The organism is Streptomyces eurythermus (assembly GCF_014649115.1).
Taxonomy (GTDB): Bacteria; Actinomycetota; Actinomycetes; order Streptomycetales; family Streptomycetaceae; genus Streptomyces; species Streptomyces eurythermus.
In genome coordinates this window covers 1-16595 of the sequence record NZ_BMSK01000036.1, presented here as the reverse complement: position 1 = coordinate 16595, position 16595 = coordinate 1, and the positions used below count along the sequence as shown (strand labels likewise).

The following is a 16595-nucleotide window of genomic DNA, read 5'->3' as shown; positions in this document are numbered from 1 at the left end:
CTGCGCTCCCAGGAGGCAGGCACGGTATTGTGCCCGCCTCGAAGGTCATCGATCGTGGTGCACCGGCCGTTCGTGAGCGGCGGACGTCGGGCCACCGTGCACCGCTACGGCCGCGCGGAGCTGCTGGGCACCGTCCACGACGACGAGGAGCTGGTGGTGCTGGTCGAGCGGGCCGGCGTCGCGGTCCCGGCCTCGGTGCTGGACGATCCGCGGTGGATCGAGTGGCGCGGCGGCCGGCGCACCAGTTCGCCCGCAGCCGGTGAAGTCCCCTACAGCCCGCGCTGGTACGGGGTGTGTAAGTCAGGCCCCGGTCCCCGCAGGGCGGGGCGCAGTACAGCCGGGGCCGCCTCTAGTACTCCAGCAGCGGTTCGCTATCTCGCCTGGTCAGAGGCGTCGTCGGGAGTGTAGTTGGCTGCTGGCACGTCAGGGGCGGTCTTGCCGGACCGCCCCTCCAACGAATGACATCGAGATCTGTCTGCGCGGTGGTGAGGGCAGCCTCCCCGCGTGATCGACGACCTTGCCGAAGCGACCTGGGACCGTGAACTCGACGACCTCTTCCTGCGCATCGGCCACCGTTTCGGCCGCGCCGACCTGCGACGCCGCATGCGTGACTACGTCCGCGCCCTGCTCGGTCCCGTCGGCCGCAAAAACGGCTGGCAACTCGCCGAACATGCAGGCCACCGCACCCCCGACGGCCTGCAACGGCTACTGAACGGAGCCACCTGGAACGCCGACGATGTCCGCGACGACCTGCAGACATACGTCGCCGACAAACTCGGCGAGGCCGATGGGGTACTCATCGTTGACGGCACTGGCTTCGTCAAGAAGGGCACTACCTCCGCGGGCGTCCAGCGCCAGTACTCTGGCACCGCCGGCCGCACCGAGAACTGCCAGATCGGCGTCTTCGCCGCCTACGCCACCACCCGCGCACGCACCCTGGTGGACCGCGAGCTGTATCTGCCCAAGTCCTGGACGGACGACCGCGAACGCTGCCGCGCCGCCAAGATTCCTGATGAGAGGGGCTTCGCCACCAAACCAGAGCTGGCCAGGGCCATGGTGCTGCGCGCACTCGCCTCACCGCTGCCGATCGCCTGGGTGACCGCGGATGCCGCCTACGGCCAGGAATGGCGCTTTCGCCGGATGCTGGAAGAAGCCGCAGTCGGTTACGTGCTCGCCGTTCCGAAGTCCCAGCCGGTGCCCCGCTTCGGTCGGATCGACTATCTCTTCAGCCAGGCACCGGATGAGGCATGGGAGCAACGTTCGTGCGGCGATGGCGCCAAGGGCCCGCGTGTTTATGACTGGGCGGCCGTCCAGCTCCCGGTGATCGAGGACTTCGACGGCGAGCGGCCCACCCATCACCGCTGGGCGCTGGCCCGGCGCAGCATCAGCAGACCCGACCAGATCGCCTACTACCTCGCGTACGCGCCCGTGGGCACCAACGTTGACCGGCCCGGGCGCCGGTGGGCGATCGAGGAATGCTTCCAGGCCGCGAAGAACGAGTGCGGCCTGGACCAGTACGAAGTCCGCCGCTACGTCGGCTGGATGAGGCTCATCACCCTGGCCATGCTCGCGTATGCCTTTCTCTCGACCACGGCGGCACAGGCGGCGGCAAAAGGGGGTGCAGAAACGGTTCCACCGTGGGTCCGCTGTGGCGCAGGCGGCCCGGCTCGGGGTTGGCGGAGGTGCAGATCGGTCCCGCTGATCTCGGTTCCGGCGAAGTAGGAGCCGGGTGTCGCGAGGAACAGGGCGGGATTGACGGGTGTCTGGTCGCTGGCGGTGTCGAAGAGCCACCGGAGCAAGGCGTCCATCGTGTGACGGATCCGGGCGGCGCGGTCTTTCTGCAGGTCCTTCAGTTCACGTACGGCGACGCGGCCGGCATCAGTGAGACGGACATGGGTCTGGGGCCCCATGACGCGGAGGATCTGCACCAGGCCGTGCTGGTCTAGCTGGAGAGCCAGGATGGCTGGGTCCTCGTCTTCCAGCTGGAGTTCTTCGGGGAAGGCGGCGACGTCGATGTACCTGCCCGGGTTCTGCTTCTCGCGGTCGTCCAGCCATAGCAGCAGCCGGGCCAGGTAGCCGGTCACCTCACCGGGCACCGCGCTGGAGGTGGCTTCGATCTGTGCGGAGACGCGAGGAGGGTTCCGTCGTTGAGCCCGTTCCAGGCTCTTGCTGGTCTCCCTGACAAGGTTCTTTGCCCACTTGTCAATCTCGCGTTTGTTGATGCCGCTGCGGGCCACGTTGCCCTCCTGTCTCAGGTACCTCAGCCAAGGGTACGGACCAGGTCTGACAACGAGCCTTCCGTTGAGCGGGCCGCCGGTGACGAGGGGGCCCGCTTCACCGGCGGGCACCCCGTCACCGGCGGCCCGAGGCCCTGTGCGGGGTCAGTTCTCGTGGTCGTCCGGGACGGTGAGCCAGTTGACGCCGTCGGCGTCGGTCATCCAGACCACGTGCGCCTCGTGGACGTTGCCCTGCTGGACGACGTGGACGCGGCCCGGGTGCGTGTTGCCCTTCGGGACGGTGTCGACGTGCGGGGCCAGCCGCTTCCAGGTGCCGGTGGTGACCCGCCCCAGGACCAGGGTGGAGAAGTTCTCACGCACCTCCAGCCCAAGAGGGCGGTTGAGGTGCCCGGCGAGCAGAACGTGCATGCGGGCCTGGCGGCCGACGAAAAGTCCGCCCGACGGGGCTGCTGTGCGTGAGGCGGTGGAGCAGGTGCGGGCCCGTGCAGCCACGAGGGGGTCACCGGGCAGGACGCACGGCCGGTCCGGTTCACGCAGCCGAGACGCCACCACACGGTCCTCCCCACTTCAGACGCTGCCGGCGCCAGCATCCCGCATCACCCCCGCCCCCAGCGCCCGAACCCGAAAAATCCGTCCCGGATCCACCGCCGTGGTGACGGCGGCGGAGCATGGCGGCTCTTCCAGAGGTCCGAGTTCAGGGGGCGGTGCGGTTCAGGATCTGCTCATGTCGTCGGCGGCCGCCAGCAGCAGACCGGCCAAGCTGTTCATCCCTTCGGGAGGCACCGCCATCAGCGGCTGATCGATTCCCTGCCACTCCTGTATGGGGTGAATTCGTGGCTCCGAACGGCAGTGTCGGGCGGCGTCCGTGTGCCGGGTGTCGGAGGCTGGCCGGCATGTCCCACCACCTCAGCGGGTCCAACCTGCGGCCCCCATGGATGACGGCCGTCTCGACATGACCGATCTGTTCGCGTTCACGGCCGACGGCGACCGCACCGTTCTGATCATGAACGTGAATCCGGTCGCTCCGACGATGGGTGCCTCCTACCACCCCGACGCCGTCTACCGCATCAACGTCGACAGCGACGGCGACCACCAGGCCGACGTGGCCTTCAGCTTCGTCTTCTCCCAGCCCCGGGACGGCCATCAGACGTTCCCGCTCTACCGGGCGGACGGCGAGCAGGCACGCTCCCACGAGGCGGGTGGACGCGAGATCCTCACCGAGGAGCCGGTCGCCTTCGGCCCGGAGCCCGAGATCATCGTCTCGGGCCCCTACCGGGTCTCGGCCGGGCTGCGCAGCGACCCGTTCTTCGCCGACCTCGAAGGCATCGGCAACGACTTCAAGTGGACCGGCAGGGACTGGGGCATCGACAAGAACATCTTCGGCATCGTCCTCGACATGCCCTCCACGGAACTCGGCCCGGACCCGGTCATCGGCGTATGGGGCCGGATCAGCGTGCGCCAGGACGGACAGCTCAAGTCCGTCGACCGCGGCGCCCACCCGTCCGTGACGGCGTACTTCAACAAGGAGGACGCCAAGGACGCCTACAACGCGGGCGAACCGGCCCAGGACTGGGACACCTACCTCGCACCGTGGAGCGCGGTCCTCGCCCACACCTGCAACTACGACGCCAAGGACGCCGAGCAGACACTGCGCACCATCCTGCCGGACGTACTGCGCTACGACCGCTCCCAGCCCGCCGCCTACCCCAACGGCCGCACCCTCACCGACGACGTCGAGACGGCGCGCATCCACATGCTCACGCGCGGCAAGATCCCCGACGCGAACATCCCCCCGCACACCGACCTGTTGCCGGACTTCCCCTACCTCGGCACACCCCACCCGGCGCCACCCGCCTGACCGAAGGCCCACACCCGGCAATCAACCGGGCGACGGACGTCCCCGGCCGCGCCCGGGGGTTCCCGTCCGCGGGACACATCGCACTCGCTGGAGGCGGCGGCCTCAACGAGGCCGGCCGGGGCGCGGTACCAGTAGCTCTGCCGGCCAGCGCCGGATATTCGACGAGCAGGTCCCGCAGCGCGCGGCGGACGTGGGCGACGCGGGCCGCTCGTACCGGGACTACAGGGGCCGGCGCCCGGAGACGGCGCCGCCCGGGTCATCGGCCAGGGCAATGCGGGCGGTGATGCGTTTGCCGACCGGCTCGCGCTGCGCTTCGAAGCCCTGGGCGACGGCCATGACGATCTCCAGGCCGTGCTGGCCGACCCGGCCGGCGTCCGGTCACCGGTGATCTTCAGAACGGGGCCAGCAAGCAGGTCCTCGCGCAGGGCCGCAAGGCACTCAAGGAGCTGGCGCGTGAGGTCCTGGGCGACGAGGCACCGTGGCGCTCTTGCCAGCCAACGGCGCTCTAGGGTCAGGAGTTGCGCGGGGCTACGAGGCCGGATTCGTAGGCAAAAACCACGAGTTGAGCGCGATCACGGGCGCGGAGCTTGGCCATGGCGCGGTTGATGTGGGTCTTGGCGGTCAAAGGGCTGATGATCAGGCGGTCGGCGATCTGGTCGTTGGACATGCCCTGTGCGGCCAGGGCGACCGCCTCGCGTTCGCGGCTGGTCAGCTCCTCCAGCCCGCTGCCGGCGCGGGTGGGGGGCGGCTGGGTGACGTACCGGTCGATGAGCTTGCGGGTGATCGCTGGCGCGAGCAGGGCGTCGCCGCGGGCGGCGACACGAACGGAGTGCAGGAGGTCTTCCGGCACGATGTCCTTGACGAGGAAGCCGGCGGCGCCAGCGCGCAGCGCGTCGAAGACGTACTCGTCCATGCCGTAGTTGGTCAGCATGACCACGTGCACCCCGGCCAGGGCCGGGTCCGCGGCGATGCGCCGGGTCGCTTCGATGCCGTCCATGACGGGCATCTGGATGTCGATGAGCGCAACGTCGGGCAGATGCTGCTGGGCGAGCGCCAAGCCTTCTTGACCGTCGGCGGCCTGGGCCACCACCTCAATATCGTCTTCGAGGTCGAGTAGCGCGCGGAAGCCACTGCGGATGAGCGGCTGATCGTCGACCAGCAGGACACGGATCACGGCGCTCCGTTCGTGGGGAGTTCGGCCTGGACGGTGAAGCCACCCGTGCTGCGCGGCTCAGTACGCAGTCGCCCGCCCAGGGCTGTAACGCGTTCGCGCATGCCGAGCAGGCCGAGGCCGGGCGTCGGCGCGGGGTGCAAGGTGGCCTTTCCATTGTCGTCGACACGGATGGCCAGGGCGTCCGGCCGGTAGTCGATGAGCACTGAGGCAGTGGTTGCGGCGGCGTGCCGGGCGACGTTGGTGAGCGACTCCTGAACGATCCGGTAAGCGGTACGGCCCACTGCTGCTGGCACGTCGTGCGGATGTCCTTCGATCGTCAGCTTCGTCTTGAGACCGGTTGTTTGAAACCCTTTCACCAGCTTGGGGATGTGATCGAGTCCGTGCGGCGGGGTGGTGTCGTCGTCGCGCAACGCCTCAAGCGTCGCGCGCAGCTCCCAACTCGCCTCCCGACCGGCTTCCTGGATCGCCAGCAGGGCCTCTGACACCTGCTCGCCCCGCCGCCGGGCCACGTGGACGGCGACCTCGGACTGCACTTTGATGACCGAGATCTGGTGGGTGAGCGAGTCGTGCAGCTCCCGCGCGATGCGTAGCCGCTCCTCGTCGGCCCGGCGGCGCGCGGTCTCTTCACGGGTGCGCTCAGCTTCGGCCGCCCGCCGCTCGGCCTGCCGCACCGCCTCCCCGGCGGCGAAGGCGGCGATCAGCCAGGCGATCTCAAGGGTGTTCCGGGCCTGCGCCACGACCTCGCGCGCGGGTCCGTCGTGGAAGATCACGGCGGTGAGGTGGAGCACAGCCACCAGGGCCACGGATGCGGCCAGTGCGACGGTGCGGTGCCCATCACGTACCGCGCCGTAGACCGCGACCAGGTAGGAGACAGCGAGCACCTCGAACCCGGCCCCCAGGTAGCCCACTGCGGACAGTCCGGTGACGGCCAGGACTACGAGCGGTACTCGGCGGCGCGCGGCCAGCGCCAGCCCGCCGATCGTCAGCAGTGCGGAGCCGATCAGCTCGCGGCCCCCTGCCGGGTGTAGACCGGACAGCCCGGTGCCCAGCAGCAGCGCCGCCACGCCCACGGCAAGCATCCAGTCGGTGACCGCGGCCGGGACGACGAACCGTCCTTTGTTCATAGGTGCACCGTAGCCGGATGCAGTTGTGGGCGAGTCCAGCTCATGGACGAGCGGTCGGCTACCGCATGTGCGGTACCGGCGCGCCGCCTGCCGCACCCGCAGTATCCGGATGCCGCAGCGGCGGCAGTCGAAAGTGCCTGCGTCTGCTGGACGATCGGCAGAGGGTCGGGCGCGCATGCTCAAGGCGCATCGAACCTCACAATCAGCGACGGAGAAGGAGAACAGCGGTATGCACACTTCAGCAGCCCTGACGGTGGCCGCCGAGAGCGGGATCATCGGCGACGGGCGAACCGGGGCCAATCTGGCCCTGGGGACAGGGCTACTCGGCCTGGCTATCGGCTGGCTGGCCCTGGCCCGCGCCGGCAGCCGGATCAGGATGGGCAACGCACGCACCAACGGGATGTCGGCCATCGCGGTGGGGCTGGCCGGCACAGCCCTCGCGGTGCTGCACCTAGCCACCTCCAGTGGCGGTCCCGGCACCGGCAACGGGCTTGTCGGCGCCATCGTCGCCGTCCCGCTGGGGCTGGGCGCCGTGCTCCTCGGCCGCCGGGCGCTGACCCGCTCCCGGGGGGCGACCGGCCGATCGATCGGATGACCGTCCGACCGCCACCCCGTCACTGCGTGCGGGTATCCACAACTGACTGCCCACGGTGGCACTGCGACACCGCCTTCTGACGACACTGCCGACCGCATACTCATGCCGGTGTGGGTTGTCATGCCCGCCGACCCGGTCCCGGGCATGAGCAGCAGGAGATCCTCGCCCGGCTGTGGAAACGGCGACGAACGCCCTCAGGGCGGGCCTATTTCAAGGGGCGGTGACCGATGCCAGAGGCGCCGCCTACCGTCCCGATGTCCCGGGCCGCCGTGGAAGCGATGGACGCCAAAACCATCCAGGCCGCCATGCCCTCCCCGCCGATCTCCGACTACCGACGGCTCACCAAGTGAGGCTTTCGGCAGGCCTTCACCTTTCCTCCTCGGTCAAGCAGAAGCGAAACAGCTGACCGAAGGCAGGCCGTAGGCAGCAGTGCCGACGGGCGTCAGGACGTGTCGCCGGAGTAGTAGAAGCGGGAGCTCACTCCCGGGCCGGGCGTGCGGGGTTCGCCGGGACGCGGGTCGTACAGCGCCCGGCCGCCGGGCCACCGGGAGAGCTCGGTGGCCAGAGCAACACCGTCGTCGACTTCCCCGGCCCGCCAGCCGTAGGTGTCCAGCAGCAGTCCGTCCAGCGGCCCGCCGACCAGTTCGGCGTAGGTCCGCTGCGGCAGCGGGCCGGGGTGAGGGGCGTCGTGTTCCGCGCTGTAGACGCGCCGGTTCAGCAGCTGTTCGTCTCCGTTCATGCGATCAGCTTTCCAGCCGCCACCGACAACCGCCCCGGCCTTCGAGCCCGTCCGTTACCGGCGGTGCCCGATGCCGAACCGGCTGCGGGGCTTCACGGCCGGCGCTTCGGCTGCCGCGCGTTCGGCTTCCTCCGCCCGGCGGCGCGTGACGCGCTCAGCCTCCGCACGGTCGGCGGCCTCCCTCTTGCATGGCCCGCGCAGCCGGTCCCATTCGCCGGGCCACGAGGACCGCCTGGTTTCCTGCCGGCGCTCGTCGGTGAACTTGGTGCCGCACTGCGTGCACACCGGCCGCTGCGCCTCCCGCTCCGCGGCCTCGCGCTCTGCCTGGCGCCGGCGGGCCTCGCGGAGCCGGACCTGGTACAGCCGCTCGCCGTCGGGATTGTCCAGGGCCTGGGTGAGGGTCTGCCACTGATCACGCCCGAGCCTGCGCCACACCGCGCCCGCGGCCCCGGCCGGGTCGGCGGTGATCCGCTCCAGCTGGGTGACGACCACGGGCACCGCCTGGTGGTAGTCGACGGCCGTGATGCCCGCGCCCCGGCCCGGGTACGACTCCACCGCGAAGTAGCGGCGGGCGGCTTGCTCCAGGCGCTGGATCCGGCTGGCGCGCTGCGCGGCGGTCTTACCCGTGAACACGAACGCCACCGGCACGTACCCCTCGCGGCCCGTCGCCGGGTAGATCCGCGACCACAGCCGGAAGTCGTGCACCGCCGCACCCCGGGCCGCCCGCTCCTTGGCCGCGTCGGCCTTCGGCGCCAGGAGCTCGAACCACTCGCTGTAGCGGCGCAGCTTGTCCACGAGCTCGTCGACGGGCTCGGTGACCCGGTCGACCTCCAGGAGCATCGCGGGCACCCCGGCCTCCGGCGCACGCATCGTCAGGTCGGCGTACTGGGTGTAGCCGTAGGGCAGGCGGTGGGCAATGTCGGTCTGCCAGGACAGCGGCGTTCCGTACCCGGCCCCGGTGAGCACGGCGGCGGTCGAGGTGACGGCGGCGGCGTGTTCGTCGTAGCGGTCGGCCTGGACCGGCCGGCCTTCGTCGTCGTACTCCAGCTTGCGCAGCGCGGAGATCCGCACCGTCTTCGGCAGCAGCAGCCAGTTCGTAGCGCACCGCGCGGGCGGTGGGCCGGGCACGGAAGGTGATCTTGCGGACGTGTTGCCTGCGGGTGTACGCCGAACGCATCGGAGCCGTCCCAGCGGTGCGAGGGAGGACCGTTCGATCAGCCCCATGTTCCAACACGCGGAAGCAACGGCGGAACTTCCTCTCGGCGCCTGTGTCACCTCTTACCGCTGTCCACAATCACCGGTGTGCCGTTAGCGTCCGTGCCGCAGGGGACCGCATAGACGGGATTGGCCTTGGCGGCCTCCTTGTAGGCCTCCAGACACTGGTTGTACAGCACCTTGTCGCTGAGCGAGCGTTCGATGATCTTGTTGGCGGCGGCGATGCCCTCCGCCTCGATCCGCTTGCGTTCCGCTTCCGCCTTCGCCGTACGGGCCGCCTCCGTGGCCCGCTCGGTGGCCTGCTCCTGCTGGATCTTCTTGTCGATCTGGTCCTGCAGCCTGTCCGACGGCCGCACATTGCGCAGGTTGACGGTGGTGACGTCGATCCCGCGCGGCGCCAGACGCCCCTTGACGAGGCCGGCGATCTCGGAACCGATCTGCTCGCGCGCGGAAGCGTATCCCTCCTCGCTCGTGTGCTTGGCGAAGACGTTGCGGATGATCTCGCGGGCGTCGGGCAGCACCAGCCGCTGCTCGACAGCCTCCTCGCTGCCCGCCAGCCGGTACAGCTCAACCGCCTTCGCCGGCACCACGGCCCACTTGAGGGTGACGTCGGCGTACAGCACACCGCCTTGCGAGGAGCGGACCTCGACGACGTCCTTGCCGTTGAGATCGAGATCGACCGGTCGGGTCGAGAAGGACGTGACGTCGGTGAACGGCGACTTGAAGTGCACCCCGGACGTCAGCGGCGTACCGGTCTTCCCGAAGGTCACCGGGACGCCGACCTCGTAGGCACTCACGACATGCACACAGGCGAACATCGCCGCCAGCAGCCCCGCCACGCCGCTGAGCGCCGCCCCGAGCTTCCAGCCCTTCACCTCCCGGAGCCGGCCGACGAGAAAGAGGACGACGGCCGCTATGAGCAGCACGATGGACAGCACGAACACAGGTGATCCCCCTCAGGAAACGTTTCCGCGCCCCCCTGGGACGCGCCCCCGGCGCGCATCGTAGCGACCGGAGGTGACGCCCATACCTCACCACGGTTCACCCGTGATACGGGCCAGCGAACACGAGATCACCCTCACCCGCCAACCGGCCACGGCAGAAGCCGGAGGTCACCAGCCAGACAGTGCCCGAACCTGGCCTTCGCCGCCTCCTTTCGCCAGGTCAGTCCATGGACGACGCACCGGTCCCACTCCCCCGTCAAAGCCGGCCCGTATCACGCTGTCCCACGCCTTCCGCGAGGTCGCCGGGGATGTTCTGCATGGCGTGGCGAGCTGGTGCGACAAGAGCAGCTTCGCCGGAGAGGGCGGCTCCGTCGAGGAAGCCGCTCGCCCACCTTGCCTCGCCGCCGCACCCCAGGGACTCAGCCGCTATGAGCTCGCCGTGTTCATCCCGGGCACGACGGCATCGATTCCTCCCTGCTGCCGGCCGGAGTCTTGGACATGTGCCTCGACACCCACGCCGCACAGGGGTGCCTGATCATCCGGCTTGGCGCCGCCCGGGAGTTCCTTAGCGCGGCCCGCCGACGGCGGATCACGGACAGCCGCCACGGACAAGCGGCCTGGTCTTTGCCCGGTCGCTGCCGTGCCCGTGCCGGGGGACACCTTCGCCTCGGCCCCGAGCGATTTTTGATCACCGCCGCTGAGTACCTGACCTGCGGATCCGCAAGGAGAACGACTCGATCAGCCTCGACATCGAAGCCGAGCACCGGATGTCCGCGCTCACCCTGCGGGTCCATCAACACCGGCTTGCCCAGCCGCCGCCCGGGCGATGGAAACGAGAGAGGACCGGCCCCTGGCTCAGGCCCGCGCACGCGCCACGCTGCCGAACCGGCCACACCGCACCACCAACGACGCCCTCGGCCTCATCGCCCACCGACTCAGACTTCCCAGCCTGGCCCCCAACGCGAACGACCCCCCTCCGGGCCTTCCTCACCCACACACGCCGTACGTGCGGTAGACCCAGTACAGACCGCACACTGTGCGTGGGTTGGAACTGTTCGCTCTGGATCCCTCATGGACGACCCCGAGTTCGGACGCCGTGGCAACTACTGGCGGACCCGCCGCCGAATCCCCATGGCGGAGTTCGCTGCCCTGATGGGCAAGAGCCTGCGGTGGTTGGAGGACCTCGAGGGCGGACGCCGTCAGGCCGACCCGCACTACTCCGTGATGGTGCTGGCCTCACGACACCTGGGCATCACCGTCGAGCGCTTGATGTGCGAGGCCATCGATGCCCGGTGCGCCGGTGAGAACGAGATCGAGGCCGTACGCCGCGCGCTGCAGCGGCACGACGTGATCACCCGTTGCTTCGACGACTGCCCGGACGACCCTCTGCCCGTCGGGGCCCTGCGCCGGTCCTTGTCGTACGCGCGCACCGGGTTCCAGACCGGCCACTTCGCTCAGCTCGGCCACGAGATTCCCCGGCTCGTCCTCGACGCCACCCGCGCCGCTCACCGCCACCACGGCGACGACCAGCTCCGCGCGGGCGTGCCCGGTGAGCTGGAGGGCGATCTGCTCGTAGTCGCGGGGCGTGAGGTCCGGGTCCTGCCACGCGAGGACGGCGGTGACGAGCGCTTCATACGGGTCGCGGTCCAGCGGCAGTTCGGCGTCGACCAGGCCGTGGGGGTCGTGGAGCACGGTGTAGGTGTCGCTCACCGGCGCCTCGCCGCGTCGTCCTGGTCGTGGTCGCCGGTGCGGTCGTCCGGGGCCGCCTGGGCGAGGAAGCGGGCGTAGCCGCGGTCGGCGCGGGCCAGCAGGGCCGGTGAGGGCCGGCCGAAGGCGGGGGGCTGGAGGCCGCCTCCTTCGGGTTCGGGTCCGGCGGGTGTGGGTGTGCTCATGGGGCACCGCCTCCGTTGCTGGGGTTGCGTCGGTGTCGTTCGACGCTACGGAGGCCGCCACGCAGCTCTCAACGAGATTGCGGGTAAGTGCGGAAGTCACTCCAGGGCGTTGATCGCGGCCTGGATGAGGACGCGGGCGGCGTCGCCGTAGACGGCCATCGACGCCAGGCCGGCGAACGCCTTGGCGTAGTCGGCGACCTCGCGTGGCTGCGTCACCTTGATCTCCGCCGCCAGCGTCTCCACCACGGCCACGGTGTCGTCGTGGACGTAGAAACGCCTCCTGCGGCCACACGGTGCGCTGCGCGGTGAACGGGATGATCCCCAGCGAGAGGGAGGCGAGCGGCATCACGACCAGGAGGTGGCGCAGCTGCCCGCGCATCGCCTCTGCGTCGGCGGTGCGGTAGCGCAGGACGGACTCCTCCATGAGCACGATGAGGGCCATACGGAGCGCGACCACGTGCAGTGCGATGGCCCCGAAGCGGCGGTCACGGCGCTGTATCGGCACCGACCTTCTGGAAACAGGCGGCCACCGTGACAAAGAGCCGTCACATCTCGATGCCGGGCGCGGCCTGCCGGCACACGCTGTCCTCTGACACCGCACCTGGATCGTTTTCCAGTGAAGTCGGATCAGGCTGCGCCGGAGGGGTTCCGCAGCGAGGGCCATTGCGGTGCTGACCGACTGGCGGTGGACACACGACACCGTCGGCGGGTGGGCCGGGGCCCGGCCGCTGCGGGCCGGCCCTCGGGCTGGGGCCGTGGCCACAGGCTCTGGGCGAGGAAGGCGGCGTCGGGGGTCTGGACCGTTTCGGGGCTGTGCGGGGGGTCTGCGCGGTGACGTACTGGGCCGACAACGCGGCGCCTTCCTGCCAGCCGGGCAGGGGAGACGCCTGGTCGCCGACGACGTAGAAGCGGCCGTCACCCCCGGGCTGGAGGCGTGGTCCTCCGGAGGCCGCTGACGCAATGGCAGTGACGACCGCAACAGCCAGAGCCAGGGCCGCGATCGTGTCGGTGGTGGTCATGAAGCAGGACGTGTTCATTATCTAGGGTTAACAGTGCACCTGTGCAGCTCAGCGGCTATCTGATCCGTTAAGGCACGTAAGTGCACATCTCCGGGGCGGCTGAAGTTTCTCGGTTTTCGTGATCGCGTCCTGACGGCCGTGATGGCCGTGATGGGCCCGGTGATCGCGCTGGCCTCCTTCTTCGTCACCCAGGCGATCCTGGCCGGGGGCACGCCGGCTACTCGATCGACCACCCGGGCGCGGCGCTGGCGATCGTCAGCTCGGCGCTGGTGGTACCGATCCGCGCGCTGATCGGCCTGGGTACGGGGGCGTTGATCCGGCACACCGCCCTGGCCACCGTCTCGGTCTTCGTGCTGCTGCTGATGCTGATGCTGCCGGAGCTCACCTCGGGCACCACCTACGCCTGGTCCGGGACATCAACCACGCGCTGCCGCGCTCGGCCTGGCGAGGAAGCGCACCACCAGCGCGTTCAGCTCCGCCGCTCGCACCATGGGCATCCCGTGGTGCGAGACCCCCGGAAGTACCACCACCTCCCCCGCCGCCAGGTCGCGGCGCGCGGCCGCCGCCACCCGACGCACCTGGTGCGCCCGGCTCCCGGCCGCAAGCGCGACCAGGGTCGGCACCCGCAGCCCCCGCACCCGGGCCGGCCTGGGCCGCCGGCCGACCACCGGCTTGGCATCCGGGAACTCGGCCGCCAGCCCGTACAGTTCGAGCCACGCGGGGTCGGCAGGGGCCCCGCCCGTCTCCCACGTCACGAACGAACGCGCGACCGCAGCGCTCGGGCGCAGCAGCATCGGCAGCGCGCGCAGCAGGTAGCCGGGCCGGTAGCCGCCGAAGCACTGCGTGGGGTCGAGCAGCACCAGCCGTCGCACGCGCTCCGGCGCGGCGAGCGCGTACCCGAGCGCGATCCACCCGCCGTACGAGTGACCGCACAGGTCAACCGCACGGTCGGCCAGGCCGAGGCCGTCGAGCACGCCGCCCAGCCAGTCCAGCAGCTCGGCGACGGTTTTCGGTGGCCGGTCGCCGCGGACGCTGCCGCCCGGCTCGCCGATCCGGTCGACGGCGTACACCCGACGGGTGCGGCTCAGCTCCGCCGCGTTGGCGAACCACACCGCCGCGGTGGCCGCGCCGCCGTGCAGCAGCACCAGCGGCTCACCGTCGGCCGGCCCGCAGGCGAGCACCCGGGTGGTGCCGTGCTCCGATCGAAGGTCGATCCGCGCCACGGGGACCGGCCAGCGGTCCACGACCGCGTCGTAGGCCGCCCAGAAGCGCGTCAGATCCGTGCCGGTCATTCGTTACCCCAACTTTCGAGATCAGCTCGCCGAGCAAGTATCTCGCTGAACGAGATACTATCCGAGCAAGATACGCTGCTGCCCTGGAAGGGCCAAGCACGGAAGGGCGCGACAGAGTGGACGAAGCCGACCCCGGTCTCCAGGTGGTGCACCGACTGCGCGCCGTAACGGTCGAACTCGACCTGCTCGCCGCCGAGTTCGCCCAGCGCAACGGGCTGCACCCAACTGACCTCCGCGCGCTGATCTGCCTGCTCGACACCGCCCGCGCGGGCACCGCCGCGACACCCGGGTGGCTCGGCCGCCAGCTCGGCCTGAACTCCGCGGGAACCACCGGCTTGATCGACCGTCTGGAACGCCTCGGGCTGGTCCGCCGCACCCGCGACTCGCAGGACCGGCGCCGGGTGCTGCTGGAGGTGGAGGAACGCGCGATCACACTCGGCTGGTCCTTCTTCGGGCCACTGATCGGCGAGGTCGTGGTCGGCCTGCGGGACTTCTCCGCCACCGAACTCGCCACAGTGCACCGCTTCCTGGACACCGTGCAGCAGATCGCGGCCGCGCAGCGATAGGCGCCTGAGGCGCGGGGCGACGGGCGCGCGGGGCGACACGAGCATGTACACAGCGGCCGGGCTCGCCGGGCGCACCCCGTGGTACCGCCAGAAGACACACGTCTCCGTGGTCGACATCCTGGTTGCGTTCCGCCGAGCCCGAATTGAAGAAGTCATCGCAGCTCACTCGCGTGACAAGGGAATCGTCATCGCCGGCGTGACCTGGGAAGCTACCGTCGCGTAACCGAGAAACTCCAGGGGCGGGAGCGATCCTGGAAGTGTGGCCCGGCCCCGGCGAAGGTGTCTCTCCTGTCGTCAGCCGTTGCCACGGGGAAGCTCCCAACGGCGGCGCTACTGCGCTGACGCCTGCCGCTCGAAGGCTTACCGTGAGCGGCACCGCTGGCCGGCTTCGGCACACGGACCAGGAAGGACAAGCGGTAGTGCTCTGCGCGGTGCCGTTCACGGGCGTACCGAGCCCGGCACCGGGCCTTCTGACCGTGGCGCGCAGCCGTTGCAGAACACCGTTCTACCGGCTGGTATCACGGCTGCACATCACGATGCCCGCGTGCCCACCGGTGCACCTACCCTGAACAAACACCGGAATCGGTCGACTCCGGTGTTTGTTGCGGTCGAGAACCAATACGCCGCATTGGACCTCCACTCAGTGACCGTGACCCCGGATCCGCCAGTGCCCGGGGAAAACCTCACGCTCCAGATCGCCGGGATCGTGCAGCATGAGATGAAGGAAGGCGAGTACGCCTTCCGCGTCCAACTGGGTTCGAAGAAGGTGCTTGAGAAGCGGGTGGACCTCTTCGAGCACCTGCGGGGCGATCAGTCCGCAGGCTTCAGGCTCAGCTGTGACACCAGCGACGGGAACAGCCCCTCCCCGAGGGAGAGAGCGGTCCTTCGGGATTCTCGCGTCCCGCCGGTAGCCCTCGTGCTCGGGGCTCTCGCCGAGTTCGGCGAGAGCCGGCTGCTAAAGATGGTGCTGGCCGTCACCGGGATCGACGGCCTGGAGGGCGCCGAGCTGGAGCGGGCGCTGGCGGAGTACGGGCAGAGCCTCACCCCGCATCTGCTCGGTGTGGCGGTGTGGCTTGGGTCTGATGACCAGCTGGGCTCTGAGCGCAGGCGGAGGGCGTCCGGGCGACCGGTGATCTCGCCCGCCATGTCCTGCGCGGCACTGCTGTCGTTCACGGGACGCGACGATCCGGAGGGGGTGCGGGCCTTGCTCGCACACCTGCGCGCTGATGCCCTCGCCCATTCCTGAACCTCCCGGCCGGCCGTGCTCTGGTCTTGGGTCACGACGGCCCCGGAGGGCATCTGCCCGACATCGTCACCACAGCCAGACGCCTGAGTGCCGCATCCGGGACAGGGCGCGGGCATCGCGGCGCGCGGCCGCAGTGCCGATCCGGCTCTGCCGGGAGCGCGGCCGACGCGAGTTCCTCGCGGCGAGGCGGCGCTTGCCGGCTTCATTAAGACCGTGTCCTATGTGGTGGTGGTTCGTTGGTCAGGGCATGGGGGGTACGTGGAGTTGGATTGTTCCGGACGGGCTGTGGGAGATCGCGAAGCCGCTGATCCCGCCGCCGAGGGTGCGGCCACAGGGCGGTGGAACACAGGACACGCCTGATGAGACGTTGTTCGCCGCCATCATCTACGTGCTGGTCAGCGGCTGTGCCTGGCGGGCTATGCCCCCCTGCTTCGGGGTGTCGAAGTCGACCGCTCACCGCCGGTTCCTGATCTGGTCGAGAGCCGGTGTCTGGGGCCGGCTGCACGAGGCCGTGCTGCACCGGCTCGACGACGCCGGCCTCGTCGACGTCACCCGCGTCGTCCTCGACACCGCCCACGTCCGCGCTAAAAGGGGGGCGAACACACAGGTCCGAGCCCCGTGGACCGGAACAAGCCGGGTTCCAAGATGCACGTCCTGTCGGACGCGAACGGCCTGCCCCTCCTCGTCGGCGTCT

Annotated in this window: 17 protein-coding genes and 3 pseudogenes; 8 read left to right on the top strand and 12 right to left on the bottom strand. The window is 69.9% G+C overall.

Going from position 1 to position 16595, the window contains the following annotated elements; all coding sequences use genetic code 11:
• Nucleotides 1–72 precede the first annotated feature (72 nt).
• Together IE251_RS41960 and IE251_RS39160 are read left to right on the top strand one after the other, a co-directional pair.
• Entirely contained in the window at nucleotides 73–408 is a 336-nt protein-coding gene (locus IE251_RS41960) for a hypothetical protein (protein WP_307784842.1), read from the top strand.
• 96 nt (nucleotides 409–504) lie between these two features.
• Complete coding sequence (locus IE251_RS39160) at nucleotides 505–1722, top strand: IS701 family transposase (protein ID WP_373302114.1); 1218 nt, start codon at nucleotides 505–507, stop codon at nucleotides 1720–1722.
• Between the two features lie 659 nt (nucleotides 1723–2381).
• Here IE251_RS39160 and IE251_RS39155 read toward each other — a convergent pair.
• Nucleotides 2382–2645, bottom strand: coding sequence for a hypothetical protein (locus IE251_RS39155; protein ID WP_189757715.1), 264 nt, complete (start codon nucleotides 2643–2645; stop codon nucleotides 2382–2384).
• A 523-nt stretch (nucleotides 2646–3168) separates the two neighbouring features.
• On the opposite strand from IE251_RS39155, the gene IE251_RS39150 reads away from it, so the two are divergent.
• Nucleotides 3169–4095, top strand: a complete 927-nt coding sequence (locus IE251_RS39150; RefSeq protein WP_200692294.1) for a DUF4331 family protein — start codon at nucleotides 3169–3171, stop codon at nucleotides 4093–4095.
• Between the two features lie 219 nt (nucleotides 4096–4314).
• Here IE251_RS39150 and IE251_RS39145 read toward each other — a convergent pair.
• The 3 genes and pseudogenes from IE251_RS39145 to IE251_RS39135 all read right to left on the bottom strand — a co-directional run.
• Nucleotides 4315–4470, bottom strand: a pseudogene (locus IE251_RS39145) (ATP-binding protein); the annotation flags it as partial.
• Between the two features lie 136 nt (nucleotides 4471–4606).
• Entirely contained in the window at nucleotides 4607–5269 is a 663-nt protein-coding gene (locus IE251_RS39140; RefSeq protein WP_189757714.1) for a response regulator, read from the bottom strand.
• A complete protein-coding gene (locus tag IE251_RS39135; protein WP_189757713.1) occupies nucleotides 5266–6393 on the bottom strand; it encodes a sensor histidine kinase in 1128 nt (375 codons plus the stop codon). The genes IE251_RS39140 and IE251_RS39135 overlap by 4 nt, the downstream gene beginning before the upstream one ends.
• Before the next feature lie 229 nt (nucleotides 6394–6622).
• On the opposite strand from IE251_RS39135, the gene IE251_RS39130 reads away from it, so the two are divergent.
• Together IE251_RS39130 and IE251_RS41855 are read left to right on the top strand one after the other, a co-directional pair.
• A complete protein-coding gene (locus IE251_RS39130; RefSeq protein WP_189757712.1) occupies nucleotides 6623–6988 on the top strand; it encodes a DUF6223 family protein in 366 nt (121 codons plus the stop codon).
• A 227-nt stretch (nucleotides 6989–7215) separates the two neighbouring features.
• On the top strand, nucleotides 7216–7338 hold the full coding sequence (locus IE251_RS41855) for a hypothetical protein (RefSeq protein ID WP_267925726.1): 123 nt from the start codon (nucleotides 7216–7218) through the stop codon (nucleotides 7336–7338).
• A 92-nt stretch (nucleotides 7339–7430) separates the two neighbouring features.
• Here IE251_RS41855 and IE251_RS39125 read toward each other — a convergent pair whose 3' ends face one another.
• The 8 genes and pseudogenes from IE251_RS39125 to IE251_RS39090 form a co-directional block, all read right to left on the bottom strand.
• Nucleotides 7431–7727, bottom strand: a complete 297-nt coding sequence (locus IE251_RS39125) for a hypothetical protein (protein ID WP_189757711.1) — start codon at nucleotides 7725–7727, stop codon at nucleotides 7431–7433.
• Nucleotides 7728–7781: 54 nt separating this feature from the next.
• The gene (locus IE251_RS39120; RefSeq protein WP_229897142.1) at nucleotides 7782–8855 is read right to left on the bottom strand and encodes a hypothetical protein; all 1074 of its coding nucleotides are present in this window, start codon (nucleotides 8853–8855) and stop codon (nucleotides 7782–7784) included.
• 143 nt (nucleotides 8856–8998) lie between these two features.
• On the bottom strand, nucleotides 8999–9886 hold the full coding sequence (locus IE251_RS39115; protein WP_189757710.1) for a prohibitin family protein: 888 nt from the start codon (nucleotides 9884–9886) through the stop codon (nucleotides 8999–9001).
• A 1236-nt stretch (nucleotides 9887–11122) separates the two neighbouring features.
• Complete coding sequence (locus tag IE251_RS41545; RefSeq protein ID WP_229897141.1) at nucleotides 11123–11596, bottom strand: restriction endonuclease; 474 nt, start codon at nucleotides 11594–11596, stop codon at nucleotides 11123–11125.
• Nucleotides 11593–11778: a hypothetical protein gene (locus tag IE251_RS39105; protein ID WP_189757709.1), complete on the bottom strand. Its 186-nt coding sequence runs from the start codon at nucleotides 11776–11778 to the stop codon at nucleotides 11593–11595. Before IE251_RS39105 ends, IE251_RS41545 begins: the two co-directional genes overlap by 4 nt.
• A 96-nt stretch (nucleotides 11779–11874) precedes the next feature.
• Nucleotides 11875–12211, bottom strand: a pseudogene (locus tag IE251_RS39100) (Scr1 family TA system antitoxin-like transcriptional regulator); the annotation flags it as partial.
• Between the two features lie 803 nt (nucleotides 12212–13014).
• Entirely contained in the window at nucleotides 13015–13182 is a 168-nt protein-coding gene (locus tag IE251_RS39095) for a hypothetical protein (RefSeq protein ID WP_189757708.1), read from the bottom strand.
• Nucleotides 13183–13213: 31 nt separating this feature from the next.
• Nucleotides 13214–14089 (bottom strand): alpha/beta fold hydrolase, encoded by an 876-nt coding sequence (locus IE251_RS39090; protein ID WP_189757707.1) that lies wholly within the window; start codon nucleotides 14087–14089, stop codon nucleotides 13214–13216.
• A 116-nt stretch (nucleotides 14090–14205) separates the two neighbouring features.
• On the opposite strand from IE251_RS39090, the gene IE251_RS39085 reads away from it, so the two are divergent.
• The 3 genes and pseudogenes from IE251_RS39085 to IE251_RS39075 all read left to right on the top strand — a co-directional run.
• The gene (locus IE251_RS39085; protein ID WP_189757706.1) at nucleotides 14206–14655 is read left to right on the top strand and encodes a MarR family winged helix-turn-helix transcriptional regulator; all 450 of its coding nucleotides are present in this window, start codon (nucleotides 14206–14208) and stop codon (nucleotides 14653–14655) included.
• A gap of 544 nt (nucleotides 14656–15199) precedes the next feature.
• A complete protein-coding gene (locus IE251_RS39080; RefSeq protein ID WP_189757705.1) occupies nucleotides 15200–15901 on the top strand; it encodes an ML domain-containing protein in 702 nt (233 codons plus the stop codon).
• A gap of 247 nt (nucleotides 15902–16148) precedes the next feature.
• A pseudogene (locus tag IE251_RS39075) lies at nucleotides 16149–16595 on the top strand (transposase); the annotation flags it as partial.

Coding starts and splice junctions, on each gene's coding strand:
- IE251_RS39105 (WP_189757709.1), bottom strand. CDS start 11,778: ATGAGCACACCCACACCCGCCGGACCCGAACCCGAAGGAGGCGGCCTC.
- IE251_RS39135 (WP_189757713.1), bottom strand. CDS start 6,393: ATGAACAAAGGACGGTTCGTCGTCCCGGCCGCGGTCACCGACTGGATG.
- IE251_RS39150 (WP_200692294.1), top strand. CDS start 3,169: ATGGATGACGGCCGTCTCGACATGACCGATCTGTTCGCGTTCACGGCC.
- IE251_RS39130 (WP_189757712.1), top strand. CDS start 6,623: ATGCACACTTCAGCAGCCCTGACGGTGGCCGCCGAGAGCGGGATCATC.
- IE251_RS41855 (WP_267925726.1), top strand. CDS start 7,216: ATGCCAGAGGCGCCGCCTACCGTCCCGATGTCCCGGGCCGCCGTGGAA.
- IE251_RS39090 (WP_189757707.1), bottom strand. CDS start 14,089: ATGACCGGCACGGATCTGACGCGCTTCTGGGCGGCCTACGACGCGGTC.
- IE251_RS39155 (WP_189757715.1), bottom strand. CDS start 2,645: ATGCACGTTCTGCTCGCCGGGCACCTCAACCGCCCTCTTGGGCTGGAG.
- IE251_RS39125 (WP_189757711.1), bottom strand. CDS start 7,727: ATGAACGGAGACGAACAGCTGCTGAACCGGCGCGTCTACAGCGCGGAA.